This window comes from Mesorhizobium sanjuanii (genome assembly GCF_002529485.1).
Taxonomy (GTDB): domain Bacteria; phylum Pseudomonadota; class Alphaproteobacteria; order Rhizobiales; family Rhizobiaceae; genus Mesorhizobium; species Mesorhizobium sanjuanii.
In genome coordinates, this window is sequence record NZ_NWQG01000047.1 from 1 (window position 1) to 13,278 (window position 13,278).

At 62.6% G+C, this 13,278-nt stretch carries 18 protein-coding genes; 8 read left to right on the forward strand and 10 right to left on the reverse strand.

What is annotated here, in order from left to right; genetic code table 11:
• The first annotated feature begins 95 nt into the window (after positions 1-95).
• The 3 genes from CN311_RS09190 (at position 96) to CN311_RS09200 (ending at position 1,151) form a co-directional block, all read left to right on the forward strand.
• Entirely contained in the window at positions 96-377 is a 282-nt protein-coding gene (locus CN311_RS09190; RefSeq protein WP_097573011.1) for a cupin domain-containing protein, read from the forward strand.
• 115 nt (positions 378-492) lie between these two features.
• On the forward strand, positions 493-741 hold the full coding sequence (locus CN311_RS09195; RefSeq protein ID WP_097573012.1) for a type II toxin-antitoxin system VapB family antitoxin: 249 nt from the start codon (positions 493-495) through the stop codon (positions 739-741).
• On the forward strand, positions 738-1,151 hold the full coding sequence (locus tag CN311_RS09200) for a type II toxin-antitoxin system VapC family toxin (RefSeq protein ID WP_097573013.1): 414 nt from the start codon (positions 738-740) through the stop codon (positions 1,149-1,151). The genes CN311_RS09195 and CN311_RS09200 overlap by 4 nt, the downstream gene beginning before the upstream one ends.
• 133 nt (positions 1,152-1,284) lie before the next feature.
• On the opposite strand, the gene CN311_RS09205 is transcribed toward CN311_RS09200, so the two are convergent.
• From CN311_RS09205 to CN311_RS09230, 6 genes are all read right to left on the reverse strand, one after another.
• Positions 1,285-1,704 (reverse strand): VOC family protein, encoded by a 420-nt coding sequence (locus CN311_RS09205; RefSeq protein ID WP_097573014.1) that lies wholly within the window; start codon positions 1,702-1,704, stop codon positions 1,285-1,287.
• Positions 1,705-1,741: 37 nt separating this feature from the next.
• The gene (locus CN311_RS09210; protein WP_097573015.1) at positions 1,742-3,067 is read right to left on the reverse strand and encodes a bifunctional folylpolyglutamate synthase/dihydrofolate synthase; all 1,326 of its coding nucleotides are present in this window, start codon (positions 3,065-3,067) and stop codon (positions 1,742-1,744) included.
• A 125-nt stretch (positions 3,068-3,192) separates the two neighbouring features.
• On the reverse strand, positions 3,193-4,119 hold the full coding sequence (accD, locus tag CN311_RS09215) for an acetyl-CoA carboxylase, carboxyltransferase subunit beta (protein ID WP_097573016.1): 927 nt from the start codon (positions 4,117-4,119) through the stop codon (positions 3,193-3,195).
• 47 nt (positions 4,120-4,166) lie between these two features.
• A complete protein-coding gene (gene trpA / locus CN311_RS09220) occupies positions 4,167-5,006 on the reverse strand; it encodes a tryptophan synthase subunit alpha (protein ID WP_097573017.1) in 840 nt (279 codons plus the stop codon).
• A 1-nt stretch (position 5,007) separates the two neighbouring features.
• Positions 5,008-6,228, reverse strand: a complete 1,221-nt coding sequence (gene trpB, locus CN311_RS09225; RefSeq protein ID WP_097573018.1) for a tryptophan synthase subunit beta — start codon at positions 6,226-6,228, stop codon at positions 5,008-5,010.
• 87 nt (positions 6,229-6,315) lie between these two features.
• On the reverse strand, positions 6,316-6,975 hold the full coding sequence (locus CN311_RS09230) for a phosphoribosylanthranilate isomerase (RefSeq protein ID WP_097573082.1): 660 nt from the start codon (positions 6,973-6,975) through the stop codon (positions 6,316-6,318).
• A 112-nt stretch (positions 6,976-7,087) separates the two neighbouring features.
• Here CN311_RS09230 and CN311_RS09235 point away from each other — a divergent pair, with 112 nt between their 5' ends.
• Positions 7,088-7,306, forward strand: coding sequence for a hypothetical protein (locus CN311_RS09235; protein ID WP_097573019.1), 219 nt, complete (start codon positions 7,088-7,090; stop codon positions 7,304-7,306).
• A gap of 117 nt (positions 7,307-7,423) precedes the next feature.
• Here CN311_RS09235 and CN311_RS09240 read toward each other — a convergent pair whose 3' ends face one another.
• The 4 genes from CN311_RS09240 to CN311_RS09255 form a co-directional block, all read right to left on the reverse strand.
• A complete protein-coding gene (locus CN311_RS09240) occupies positions 7,424-8,182 on the reverse strand; it encodes a M48 family metallopeptidase (RefSeq protein ID WP_097573020.1) in 759 nt (252 codons plus the stop codon).
• Between the two features lie 119 nt (positions 8,183-8,301).
• Positions 8,302-8,802, reverse strand: a complete 501-nt coding sequence (locus CN311_RS09245; protein ID WP_097573021.1) for a DUF2852 domain-containing protein — start codon at positions 8,800-8,802, stop codon at positions 8,302-8,304.
• A gap of 117 nt (positions 8,803-8,919) precedes the next feature.
• Positions 8,920-10,062, reverse strand: coding sequence for a benzoate/H(+) symporter BenE family transporter (locus CN311_RS09250; protein WP_097573022.1), 1,143 nt, complete (start codon positions 10,060-10,062; stop codon positions 8,920-8,922).
• A gap of 3 nt (positions 10,063-10,065) precedes the next feature.
• Entirely contained in the window at positions 10,066-10,830 is a 765-nt protein-coding gene (locus tag CN311_RS09255) for an alpha/beta hydrolase (protein ID WP_097573084.1), read from the reverse strand.
• A 205-nt stretch (positions 10,831-11,035) separates the two neighbouring features.
• Here CN311_RS09255 and infC point away from each other — a divergent pair, with 205 nt between their 5' ends.
• From infC to rplT, 4 genes are all read left to right on the forward strand, one after another.
• Positions 11,036-11,572 (forward strand): translation initiation factor IF-3, encoded by a 537-nt coding sequence (infC, locus tag CN311_RS09260; RefSeq protein ID WP_097573023.1) that lies wholly within the window; start codon positions 11,036-11,038, stop codon positions 11,570-11,572.
• 147 nt (positions 11,573-11,719) lie between these two features.
• Entirely contained in the window at positions 11,720-12,361 is a 642-nt protein-coding gene (locus tag CN311_RS09265; RefSeq protein WP_097573024.1) for a methyltransferase family protein, read from the forward strand.
• Between the two features lie 181 nt (positions 12,362-12,542).
• Positions 12,543-12,746, forward strand: coding sequence for a 50S ribosomal protein L35 (gene rpmI / locus CN311_RS09270; protein ID WP_006201248.1), 204 nt, complete (start codon positions 12,543-12,545; stop codon positions 12,744-12,746).
• A gap of 93 nt (positions 12,747-12,839) precedes the next feature.
• Positions 12,840-13,241, forward strand: coding sequence for a 50S ribosomal protein L20 (gene rplT / locus CN311_RS09275; RefSeq protein ID WP_006201247.1), 402 nt, complete (start codon positions 12,840-12,842; stop codon positions 13,239-13,241).
• Positions 13,242-13,278 lie beyond the last annotated feature (37 nt).

Here is a 13,278-nt window from a genome sequence, read left to right on the forward strand (position 1 = left end):
CGAAGCCGGGCTTTTCTTTGGCGTCATCGACTGGTCGCTCTGGCCCTCGCACTGTAGCGCTCCATGTCCTCTGTTCAGGCAGACAGGAGAAACCCATGACCGGATCCGCCAAGGCCACCGTCTTCATCGACAATGAGCGCGTCATCGTCACCGAGTACCGCTTCCAGCCGGGCGACAACACCGGCTGGCACCGCCATGGCCACGACTATGTCATCGTGCCGCTGATGGACGGCAAGCTGAAGCTGTTAACCAAGGACGGCGAATCCTTCGCCGAGATGAAGAAGGGCGCGCCCTATTTCCGCAAGGAAGGCGTCGAGCACGACGTCATCAGCGCCAATGAGGGCGAATACGCCTTCATCGAGATCGAGCTGAAGTAGATGCCGTGGGATTGGCAAAAGGTCCGACTGGTACGAGTTTTGATGGCAAGCTGTCAGCTGCCATCTTGATGGCAAGCCTGCGCAGAGGTATATCTTTTGCAAGCAGGAGGTTGAAATGGCCGAGCCACAGCTGTCTGTGCGTAGCGCAAAAGCACGCGATCTGGCCCATAGGCTTGCTCGTCGCGAAAATCGTTCGATAGCCGATGTGGTCGAACGTGCGCTTGAATCCTATGAGATTCGTGAAGCGGGCCGCGAGCCCGCTTCCTCTTTCTATGCTCGCCTGACGGCGAGCAGCGGTGCTGACATTGATCTGGAGAAAATCATCCGCGAAGACCGCCAAGCTCATACAGGGCCCGATCTTTGATCTTCATCGATACCAACGTGGTTTCGGAGACTCTGAAGAAGGCACCGCATCCAGCCGTTGTGGCCTGGCTTGTCCGGTATGATGCTGAACTGGCACTTCCTACCGTGACGATCGCTGAAATTGCCTTTGGCATCCAAAAAGTACGCCCTGACGAACGCGCCGATCGCTTGGAGCAGGGACTCTCCCAGTGGCGTCGTCGGTTTGCCGACCGGATTTTCGGGCTGACGGAAGAAGCTGCCCTGGCCTATGGCGAGATCATGGGAAGTGCCGTGCGCCAAGGCCGTGGCATGTCGGCTCCCGACGGCATGATTGCTGCGATCGCGCGCGTGAACGGCGGTCGGCTGGCAACGCGCAATCTCAGTGACTTTGGCACTACCAGCCTTGAGCTGATCTCACCGTGGGATTTCTGAACGGCTCTTAAATCCGTCCAGCTGAAAGCCAGGGCAGTTTTCGCTACCGCAGGCACAGAAACTAACGCATGTCGCGCAAAAGTGCGCAGGGGTTTGCGATAGCGACATGCATAAAAGCCGCTCCGGGGCGCTATCACCAATCGGCGATACGATCGCCGCCGACGAATTGTGCACTTTTGTCGGTATATTCGAAAAGCTCGATCTTCACGTCGTTGGGGTCGCGGATCCAGGCCTGGTATGTGTCGTCACAGGCATGTTTCTTTGCCGTGACATCGATGCCCTTCGACCTGATATGGACGATCGCCGCGTCGATATCTTTCACTTCAAGGCAGAAATGGTTGATCTGGTTGAACTCGCTGTAGCTCGTTCCATCTTTCCTGAACACCTCGACATGGCTGCGGCCACCGCAATTGAGGTAGAAGCCGAAGATCTTGCCGTCGCGCAGGAAGTTGAACTGGGTGTCCAGGCCGAGCACGTCTCGGTAGAAACTTCGCGTCGCTTCCAGATCATGCGCGAAGATGCAGACGTGAGCGAGCTGTTTTACCTCGATCATGATTAGCTCCTTACGCTGGACGCGACAAGACGAATGCTCAGGTCGGCGGCGTGCCGTTTTCGGCCAGCACCGCGCCGGCCAGGTACAATGAACCGCCGATCAGGATGCGTGGCGGCTGCCCGTCCCAGCTGTCGCGCAGCAGCATCAGCGCGTTGGCGACGGAACTGACCGGCTCGGCCGACAGCCCCGCTTCCGTGGCGCGGATCGCCAGTTCGTCGTTCGGCACGCCGGCCTCGCTGAGGCTCACGGGAACGGTGTAGACATGCCGCACGAGGCCCTTGAAGGCGCGGAAATAGCCGGCCTGGTCCTTGGTGTTTATCATGCCGGCGATCAGGACGAGCGGCCGCGGGTTCTTTTCCTCCTGCTCGGCCAGGGCTTCGGCGACGACGATGCCTGCTCCCGGATTGTGCCCACCGTCGAGCCAGATGTCGGCGCCCTTCGGCGCCAGATCCGTCAGCCGACCCTGCGGCAGTTTCTGCATGCGGCCCGGCCAGGCGACAACGGCCATCGCCTTTTCGGCGGCGCGGTGGCTGATCTCGAAGCCGGCGGCCTTCACCGCCGCGATCGCCGCCGCCGCGTTGGCGAACTGGTGACGTCCCGGCAGGCGTGGCGGCGGCAGGTCCATCAGTCCGTCCTCGTCCTGGTAGACCATGCGGCCGTTTTCCTCGAAGGCGAGGAAATCCTGGCCGTAGACGAAGGTCGGGCAGTCGAGCCGCTCGGCGGTTTCGATCAGCACCTGCAGCGCCGTGTCGCTTTCCTGCGCGCCGATGACCACCGGGCAACCGCGCTTGATGATGCCGGCCTTTTCGGCGGCGATCAGTTCGACCCGGTCGCCGAGATAGGCTTCATGGTCGAGCGAGACCGGCATGATCACCGACACCGCCGGCCTGGCGACGACATTGGTGGCGTCGAAACGGCCGCCGAGCCCGACCTCGATGATCGCGGCTTCGGCCGGATGCTCGGAAAACAAGAGAAAGGTGACGGCGGTGAGGATCTCGAAGACGGTGATCGTCTGACCTTCGTTGGCCTTGGCGACGCGCGCTATTGTCTCGGCGAAGACATCATCGTCGACCAGTCTGCCGCCGCCTTCGGCGGCCAGCCGGTAGCGTTCGTGCCAGTTCACCAGATGCGGCGACGTGTGCACGTGGACGAGATGGCCGGCCGCTTCCAGCAGCGCCCGCGAGAAGGCGGCGCATGAGCCCTTGCCGTTGGTGCCGGCGATATGGATGACCGGCGGCAGATGGTCCTGCGGATTGCCCAGCCGCTCGAGCAACCTGGAGATACGGTCCAGCGAAAGATCGAAGCCCTTCGGATGAAGCGCCATCAGGCTTTCGATTTCGCGGTCGGCGGCAAGTGTTGTCATGGGAGAGAATCCTAGCGCATGAGCCCGCGGATCGGAATCGATTTCCAGAAAGGGGCATGCGCAAAATCAAGAAGCTGCGGCGCGCGACATCTCGCGCAACCGCGGTTCGCGCCAGGAATGTCGCGTCAGGCCTGCGGACGCGCTTCCACCGGGATCGTCGCCGGCGGGAGGATTTCGGGCTCCAGCGGCTTCTGCTCCTGCGGCACCTTGAGCAGCATTTTCAGGAGCCGCGCGATTGTCTCGCGCATCTCCAGCCTCGACACCACCATGTCGACCATGCCGTGCTCCATCAGATATTCGGCGCGCTGGAAGCCGTCGGGCAGTTTCTCCCGGATGGTCTGCTCGATGACGCGCGGCCCGGCAAAGCCGATCAGCGCGCCGGGCTCGGCGATGTGCACGTCGCCCAGCATCGCATAGGACGCGGTGACGCCGCCGGTGGTCGGGTTGGTCAGCACCACGATATAAGGCAGCCCGGCCTCCTTCAGCCGGTCGACGCCGACCGTGGTGCGCGGCAATTGCATCAGCGACAGGATGCCTTCCTGCATGCGGGCGCCGCCGGAAGCGGCGAACAGGATCAACGGCCGCTTGCGTTGCAGGGCGACCTCGAACGCATGCACGATGGCGTCGCCCGCCGCCATGCCGAGCGAGCCGCCCATGAAAGCAAAATCCTGCACCGTCACCACCACCGGCAGGCCCTCGATCGTGCCCAGCGCATTGACGATCGCATCCTCCAGCCCGGTCTTGGCCTTGGCGTCCTTCAGCCGGTCGGTGTAACGTTTCTCGTCGCGGAATTTCAGTGGATCCAGCACCACCTTGGGATTATCGAGCGTCTCGTATTTGCCGTCGTCGAGGAAGAATTTCAGCCGCTCCTTGGCCGAGATCTTCATGTGATGGCCGGACGACGGGATGACGAACTGGTTCTGCTCCAGATCCTTGTGGAAGACCATCTCGCCGGTCTCGGGATCCTTGATCCAGAGATTCTCGGGCATATCGGTGCGCCGGCCGAGCATTGAATTGATCTTCGGGCGGACGTAGTTGGTGATCCAGTTCATCGCTTCGGCTCCTGTCCTGACGAAGAGGTAGGAAAGACGTAGGGATACTATTCGGCGGCAGCAAGGCGGGCCGAACGAACGCCCTGGGCGAGGCCGCTGACCAGTGTGGCGACCGCCTCGGCCGGATCGGCGGTCTTCTCGCCCTTCGGGCCCAGCACATTGGCGACGGCATTGACGATCGCGGTGCCGACGACGACGCCATCGGCATTGGCGCCGATGATGCGCGCCTGCTCGGCGGTCTTGACGCCGAAGCCGACGCAGACCGGCAGGTCGGTATGGCCCTTGATGCGCTTGACCGCCGCCGCCACCTTGCCGGTGTCGGCCAGCGCGGAGCCGGTGATGCCGGTCATCGACACGTAGTAGACGAAGCCGGAGGTGTTCTGCAGCACCTTGGGCAGTCGCTTGTCGTCGGTGGTCGGCGTCGCCAGCCGGATGAAGTTGATGCCAGCCTTGAGCGCCGGAATGCAGAGTTCCTCGTCCATTTCCGGCGGCAGGTCGACGACAATCAGCCCGTCAATGCCGCTGGCGATGGCATCCTTGAGGAAGCGGTCGACGCCGTAGATGTAGATCGGATTGTAGTAGCCCATCAGCACGATCGGCGTCTCATTGTCGGCGGCGCGGAATTCCGACGCCATCTTCAGCGTCTTGACCAGCGTCTGTCCGCCCTTCAGCGCCCTGAGCCCGGCCGCCTGGATCGCCGGGCCGTCGGCCATCGGATCGGAAAACGGCATGCCGAGTTCGATGATGTCGCTGCCGGCGCCAGGCAGCGCCTTCATGATCGACAGCGAGGTCTCGTAATCCGGGTCGCCGCCCATGAAATAGGTGACGAGCGCCGGGCGGCCTTCGGTTTTCAGCTTCGCCATGCGGCGGTCGATGCGGGTGGTCATATCAGATCTCCATGCCCAGCATGTCGGCCACCGTGTGCACGTCCTTGTCGCCGCGGCCGGACAGGTTGACGATGACGATCTGGTCCTTGTCCATGTCAGGCACGATTTTGACCGCATGCGCGATGGCGTGGGCCGATTCCAGTGCCGGAATGATGCCTTCGACCCGCGTCGTCAGCTTGAAAGCCTCCAGCGCCTCGTCGTCGAGGATCGGCACGTATTCGACGCGGCCGCTATCGCGCAGCCAGGAATGCTCGGGGCCGACGCCCGGATAGTCGAGGCCGGCCGAGATCGAGTGCCCGTCCATGATCTGCCCGTCGGCGTTCTGCAGGAGATAGGTGCGGTTGCCGTGCAGCACGCCGGGCGCGCCGGCATTCATCGAGGCGCAATGTTCGACGCCGTCGAGACCGCGGCCGCCGGCTTCGATGCCGATGATGCGGACCTGCCTGTCGTCGAGGAAGGGATGGAACAGGCCGATGGCGTTGGAACCGCCGCCGACACAAGCGATGATGGTGTCCGGCAGCCGGCCTTCCTGCTCGAGGATCTGGGCGCGCGCCTCGGTGCCGATCACCGACTGGAAGTCGCGCACCAGTTCCGGGTAGGGATGCGGGCCTGCGGCGGTGCCGATCAGGTAATAAGTATCCTCGACATTGGTCACCCAGTCGCGCAAGGCCTCGTTCATGGCGTCCTTCAGCGTGCCGTGGCCGGCCGTCACCGGCCTGACCTCGGCGCCGAGCAGTTTCATGCGAAAGACATTGGGGCTTTGGCGGGCGACGTCGGTGGCGCCCATATAGACTATGCAGGGGTAGCCGAAGCGCGCCGCCACCGTGGCCGTTGCGACGCCGTGCTGGCCGGCGCCCGTCTCGGCGATGATGCGCTTCTTGCCCATGCGCTTGGCCAGCAGTATCTGGCCGAGGCAATTGTTGATTTTGTGCGAGCCGGTGTGGTTCAGGTCTTCGCGCTTGAAATAGACTTTCGCCCCGCCCAAATGCCTGGTCAGGCCCTCGGCGAAATAAAGCTTCGACGGCCGTCCGGCATAGTGGGTCGAAAGGTCAGTCAGTTCGGCCTTGAAGTCCGGGTCGTTCTTGACCTCGTTCCAGTGCCGCTCGAGGTCGAGGATCAGCGGCATCAGCGTCTCGGCGACGAAGCGGCCGCCAAAGATGCCGAACATGCCCTGTTCGTCGGGTCCAGTGCGGAAGGAATTGGGTGTCGCCGGCTTGTCCATCGCCGATCTCCTACTTCTTGTTTTGGAGCATGTCCTTGTCGGAAAACCGGCTTCCACTTTTCCGGGACATACTCCGGGTTCTATCCTTCAGGCTGCGCGGTTGTCGCGCGCTGCCCTCACGGCCCGGAAAAACTGTTCGATCAGCGCCGGATCCTTGACGCCCGGTGCACTTTCCACACCGGACGAGATGTCGATTGCGGGCGGGTTGGCAAGTCTTAGGGCATCGCCGATATTGCCGGCGTTGAGCCCACCGGAAAGCATGTAATCGACGCCGGCGTCAAGACCGGCCAGGATGCGCCAGTCGAAGGCGACGCCATTGCCGCCCGGCAATTCCGAACCTTTAGGCGGCTTGGCGTCGAACAGGAAGCGGTCGGCAATGCCGAAGAAGGGCTTTATCCGCTCCAGATCCGCAGCCTCGCTGACCGGCAGCGCCTTCATGACGGGCAGGCCGTAACGCGCCTTGAGCTCGGCCACCCGCTCCGGCGGCTCGGACCCGTGAAGCTGCAGCATGTCGGGATGCATTTTTTCGACGATCTCGTCCAGGAACGCATCGCTGGCGTCGACCGTCACGGCGACAGCCTTGGCCTTGCCGATCGCTGCTTCACGCAAGCGGCCGGCATCCGGTGGATCGATAAAGCGCGGGCTTTTGGCGAAGAAAATAAAGCCGACATGGCTGGCGCCGCCGGCCAATGCCGCGGCCAATGCCCCGTCGGTCTTCAACCCGCATATCTTGATGTCGAGCGCCATGGCGCGGGATTGGCACGAAACGGCAAAAGAGTCGAGAAAAAGCATACTGTTTGCCAGCCGGACAGAAAGCGCTAGCTTCTTTCGAAGGCAATAGAGGCGGGAGCAAACAAGCATGGCAGACGAAACCGTCGTCGAACTCAGGCAAAAGATCGCGCAGGCCCGCGAGGTCATTGCCCATCTGATGGGCAAGGCCGCCTTCAACGGCGCCGAGGCACAGCGCGCGCTCGACTATTTCGGCAGCGACGCCTTCGAGAAGGGCTTCTTGCCATGGCCCCGCCAGGCCGATGAAGGCTTGCGACCGGAGGAACTCAACGCGGCGAATGATGATTGAGCGGACTGGCTAATGCCGTGACATCCGAGCGGCGGCGCAGAACCTTTCGACGCCGGCGGGACAGCGGAGGGCGCGAAGGATCGCTACGGTTTTTCATTCCGCGCTCCTACAGGCACCCTACTCGAACATGATCGCCTGCAGCGCGCCGCCATTGCGCTTCAACCAGTCCTTGCAGCGCTCGGTGTCGGGGCAAAGCTGCTCGCACAATTTCCAGAATTTCGGGCCGTGGTTCATCTCCTTGAGATGCGCCACCTCATGCGCGACGAGATAGTTGATGACCGGCGCCGGCGCCATCATGATCCGCCAGGAGAAGGACAGGTTGCCGTCCGAGGTGCAGGAGCCCCAGCGGCTGGATGTGTCCTTGAAGCGGATCGCCTTGGCGCGCTTGTTGATCGTCGCAGTGTGCTTGACCACCAGCCGCTCGATCTCGCGCTTGGCTTCGCGCTTGAGGAAATCGGCGATGCGGCGCGGCAGATGTATGCGTTCGCCATGCACGATCAGCAGCGGTCCGCGCTCGTCGCGCGAGATGGTGACCGTGCCGCGCTTTGCCGGTTCATGGACGATGCGGTGCGGCACGCCGCGCACCGGGATCTTGATGCCTGGCCGCACCTGCGGCCGGTTTGGCACCTTGGCCAGCCGCTGCTCCAGCCAGTCCTGATGGCGGTCGAGGAATTTTTCGACCTCGCCCCGGCGCAGGCCCGGCGGCACGGTGATGCGCAGACCACGGCCACCGGAATCGATGCGCAGCGTCAGCCGCCGCGCCCGGTCGCTCTCGACGATCTTGAGGGGCAGCGTGCGGCCGGCGACACAATGCTCGCGCTCCACGACGGGCGCAGGCTTGGGCTTGGTCAGGTTGCGGAAGAAGCCGATGGTCATGGCCGGACGATACGCGATTCGAGGAAAACGACTAGAGGTGCGAACGCGAAAAGAGAACAAAAAAGAAACGGCGCCGCTCGCGCGACGCCGTTCATCATGCCAAGGCTTGTTGCTCGGCGCTAGTCGTCAAGCAGGTTCGAGCCCTTGCGCTTGGGCGTCGCCGGCCCGGTCGTCTTGGTCGTTCCCGTTGTCGTCGAGCCCGTCGTGGTCGGGGCAGTCGACCTGTTGCGGTTCGCCATGAACCGGTCGAATTCGTCCTGGTCCTTGGCGCGGCGCAGCTCGCGAGCATAATCGTCGAACTCGCTCAGCATCTCGTCAAGCTTGCGGCGCTCTTCAGCCAGGCGCTCGAGTTCCTTTTCGCGCCAGTCGTCGAAAGCGACATTGCCGGTGCGGGCGGAGCCATGACCCCAGCGCGCGGCCTTGTCGGAACCGCGGCGGCAGCCGGCGAAGATGCCGTCGGTGGCGCGGTTGACGTCGCGCTTGAAGCCGTCGAGCCGGTCGCCCCAGATGATGTAGGCGAGCATGGCGAAGCCGAGCGGCCAGAACACCATGAAACCGATTACCATCAGCGCGATGGTCGCCGGCGTCCAGGCCGGACGGATCAAAGCAGATGTGTTCATTTTCTCCCGTTCCTTCAGTTGGAGACAGCCAAACCCGGCTGCGTGGAATCGAAATGGGAACGGAAAAACGGCGATTCAAGACAGTATCGACCAAAACCGGAGAAGCGGCTGAAATGATTATCGCTTTTTGAGCATTTCGAGGAAAAGCACGACCAGGCCGGCAACCAGGCCCCAGAACGCGGCGCCGACACCGAACAGCGTCAGCCCCGAGGCGGTGACAGCAAAGGTGACGGTGGCGGCCATGCGCTCGCTTTCTTCCTTGAGCGCGATCGACAGCGCGTTGGCGAGCGGCGCCATCAGCGCCAGGCCGGCGACCAGCACGATCAGGCTCTGCGGCAAAACGGCAAAGATCGCCACCAGCGAGGCGCCGAACAGGGCGAAGACGAGATAGGCAAGCGCATAGAAGGGCCCGGTCTTCCAGCGCTCGGTGGGATCCGGATGCACGTCCGGTCCGGTGCAGATCGCCGCCGAGATCGCCGCCAGATTGGTGGTCGAGGCGCCGAGCGGCGCCGTCAACAGCGAAAACAGGCCGGTGACGCCGATCAGCGGGCCGGGCTCGGGATGGTAGCCGGCCGCCCTCAGCACGGCGAGGCCGGACAGGTTCTGCGAGGCCATGGTGACGAGGTAGAGCGGCAGGGCGAGCCCGATCAGCGCCGTGACGGAGAAATGCGGCGCAACCAGCGTCAGGGTCGATAATTCCGGTGTCGGCAGGCCGCCGACCCGGCCGGTGAGGAAGGCGGCGAAGCCGCCGCCGATCAGCACCGCGAGAACCGACAGCGCCGGATTGAACAGCCTGATGACGAAGAAGGCCGCGATCAGCGGCAGGATCAGCCAGGGATCGACGGGAATGGCCTTGACCGCATTGGTGGCGAAGCTGACGAGTATGCCGGCCAGCATGCCCGACGCCACCGAGGCCGGTATCCTGGCGATCAACCGGGTCAATGGCTTGAACAGTCCGGTGACGATCAAAAGGATACCGGTGACGATGAAGGCGCCGACGGCCTCCGCCATCGAAAAGCCGCTCGATGCCGCGATCAGTGCCAGCCCCGGCGTCGACCAGGCGGTGATGACAGGCATTTTCGTGCGCCATGACAGCCACAGACTCTCGATCGCCATGGCCAGGCAAAGCGCCGTCACCCAGCTTGCGGTTTCGATTTGCGTCGCGCCGACCGCCTTTGCGGCGGCGATCACGATGGCCAGCGTGCCGCCGAAGCCGACAATTGCCGCCACGAAGGCGGATATCGGAATGGAAATGCGCATTCTCTAGGCTGCCTGCCGCGCCATGGCGTCGACTGCCCGCACCAGCATGTCGAGATCCTGCGGCCGCGACAGGCGGTGGTCGCCGCCGGGGATCAGCGACAGCGTCACGTCGTCGGCCGGCAGCAGGCTGACCAGTTTCAGCGCATGGCTTGACGGCACATCGGGATCGGCCAGCCCTTGCAATACGTGGACCGGGCAATGCGTGTCGATCGGCCCGGTCATCACAAGGTTGTTGCGCCCGTCCTCGATCAGCGCGCGCGTGTAGATGTAAGGCTCGGCGGAATAATCCGACGGCTCCTCGAAAAATCCCTTCTCCTTGAGGGCGCGCTTCTGCGCCTTGGTCAGCACCGGCTCGACCAGTTCGGCGGTGAAATCCGGCGCCGGAGCCAGCAGCACCAGGCCGGCGATGCGGTTCTCGCCCGCCTTGCGCAATTCCTGGACCATGCGCAGCGCGATCCAGGCGCCCATCGAGGAGCCGACCAGGATCTGCTTGCCCTTGGTGCAATGGCGGAACACCGCAAGGCTCCCGGTCAGCCATTTCGAGATGGTGCCGTCGGCGAAGGCGCCGCCGGATTCGCCATGGCCGGAATAATCGTGGCGCAGGAAGGCGCGGCCCTGCCCCTCCGCCCATTGCGACAGCGTTTCGGCCTTGGTGCCCAGCATGTCGGATTTGTAGCCGCCGAGCCAGACGATGCCGGGCGCGGCGCCCGCTATCTGTCGGACGGCGATGTTGGTTCCGTCGACGTCGAGAAAAACCGGATTGGTCATGGTTGGTTCCTTCACGCCGGTCTTTTGGCACAGCCGCAGGTCCCGCGAAAAGTGCTGTCGGTCTTTCTTTGCTTGGTGCAGGCCTGCAATCAGGTGATTTCCTGAGAATGCTGTGCTATTGACTCCGACCGCGCGCTCACCACATTGGCGCGTTCACAAACCGAACTGAACATCCTGAACGAAACGGCTCAAGGAGAACACGACCATTCGCAGACCTTTCAAAGCAGCGGCGCCCACCAAGGATGGCCCGCGCTCCAACCGTGACATCCGGGTTCCCCGGGTCCAGCTTATCGACGCCGACGGCCAGAACCGCGGCGATACCTCCATCAACGACGCATTGCTGCTCGCCGAAGAGGCGGGGCTCGATCTGGTCGAGATATCGCCCAACGCGGTGCCGCCCGTCGTGAAAATCCTCGATCTCGGCAAGCTGAAATACGCCAACCAGAAGAAGGCGGCCGAGGCGCGCAAGAACCAGAAGGTCATCGAGATCAAGGAGATCAAGATGCGCCCGAACATCGACAGCCATGACTACGAGACCAAGATGAAGGCCGTCCGGCGCTTCTTCGAGGAAGGCGACAAGGTCAAGCTGACATTGCGCTTCCGCGGCCGCGAGATGGCGCATATGGAACTCGGCATGCAACTTCTGAACAAGGTTCGCGAGGAAGTGGCGCCCATCGCCAAGGTCGAAGCCGAACCGAAGCTCGAAGGCCGGCAGATGATGATGGTGCTGGCGCCCCGTTAAGCGCCGTTGCCTCAAAACCGGCAAGGTTTTGGCTGACGTGCATTAAATCCGCCTGAATCATGGTGCAAGGCGTCCCGGCGATCGGCGGGGCGCCTGTTTTCTTGGCCGGGCGCTCTCGGCAAGTTCCTCGACGATCGGAAATCCGACATGGTCAATGAAGTCAGATACGAGCAAGTCAAGCACGGGCTTGGCGGCTACCAGCATATGCGCAGGTTGGTGCTTGCCGTGCTGATCGTGGTGATGTTCGCAGCGCTGCTGTTCGGCCAATCGACCTTTCCGCCCGACACGATTGTGCATGAGACGATCGAAATGGTCGGCGTCCTGCTGATCTTTCTCGGCGTCGTCGGGCGCTTGTGGTCGACGCTTTATATCGGCGGACGCAAATCCTCCGAAGTGGTGATCGGCGGACCCTATTCGATCACCCGCAACCCGCTCTATGTCTTCTCCACTCTGGCTGCCGCCGGCGTCGGCGCACAGATCGGCTCGATCACGGCCACGATCGGCTTTGGGGTGCTCTGCGCTTGTGCCTTCTACATCGTCATCCTGCGCGAGGAGAGGTACCTCAAGGAGATCCTCGGCGCGCCATACCGGGCCTATCTGGCGAAAGTGCCGCGCTTCTTGCCGAAGCTTTCGCTCTATGAGGAGGGCGACACCGGCAGCTTCAAGCCGCGCCTGCTGCGCACCACGCTGCTGGACGGGCTGGTGTTCCTGGTGGCGCTGCCATTCTTCGAACTGATCGACGGCGCGCAGCAGTCGGGTATGCTGCCGGTGCTGTTTCGCTTCCCGTGATCGGGGCGGAACGTCGCCTCTCCTGAGGTGTTGCACAGCCGCCGGCTTTGACGTATAGAGCCGCCGTTCCCAAAAAACCGCCCGGCAGGGCATGCCGTGGCGGTTTCATTTGCTTTTCGGGCTTTGGTCGGCCTGAAGCGAACAAAAAGCGCGATCGTGCGCATATAAACGGAGTAGCAAAATGCCCAAGATGAAGACCAAATCGGCCGCCAAGAAGCGGTTCAAGATCACAGGTACGGGTAAAGTCCTGTCGGCTGCGGCCGGCAAGCGTCACGGCATGATCAAGCGTTCCAACAAGTTCATTCGAAATGCCCGCGGCACGATGGTTCTGGCTGAACCGGATGGCAAGAAGGTCATCAAGAATTTTCTGCCGAACGGCCTCTAGGGCATTCGGTCCGGACACGCATTTGTTTTACGCAATTCCGAACGGAAAACCGCTAGCCACTTTTCCTGGAATTGCTTTTAAGGAGATCATGACATGGCACGCGTAAAAAGAGGCGTCACCTCGCACGCCAAGCACAAGAAGGTCCTGAAAGCCGCCAAGGGCTTCTACGGCCGCCGCAAGAACACCATCCGCATCGCCAAGCAGGCGGTGGAAAAGTCGCTGCAATACGCCTATCGCGACCGCAAGAACCGCAAGCGGTCGTTCCGCGCGCTGTGGATCCAGCGCATCAATGCCGCGACCCACGAACACGGCCTGACCTATGGCCGCTTCATCGACGGCCTCAACAAGGCCGGCATCGAAATCGACCGCAAGATCCTGTCGGACATGGCCATCCACGAGCCGCAGGCTTTCGCCGCACTCGTGGCCAAGGCCAAGGTCGCGCTCGAATACCTCAAGAACACCACGCCGAACGCTTTTGAAAGCGCTGTCGCTTAAGACCAGCGCTTCCCAAGCATTCGCAATTTTGATTTGG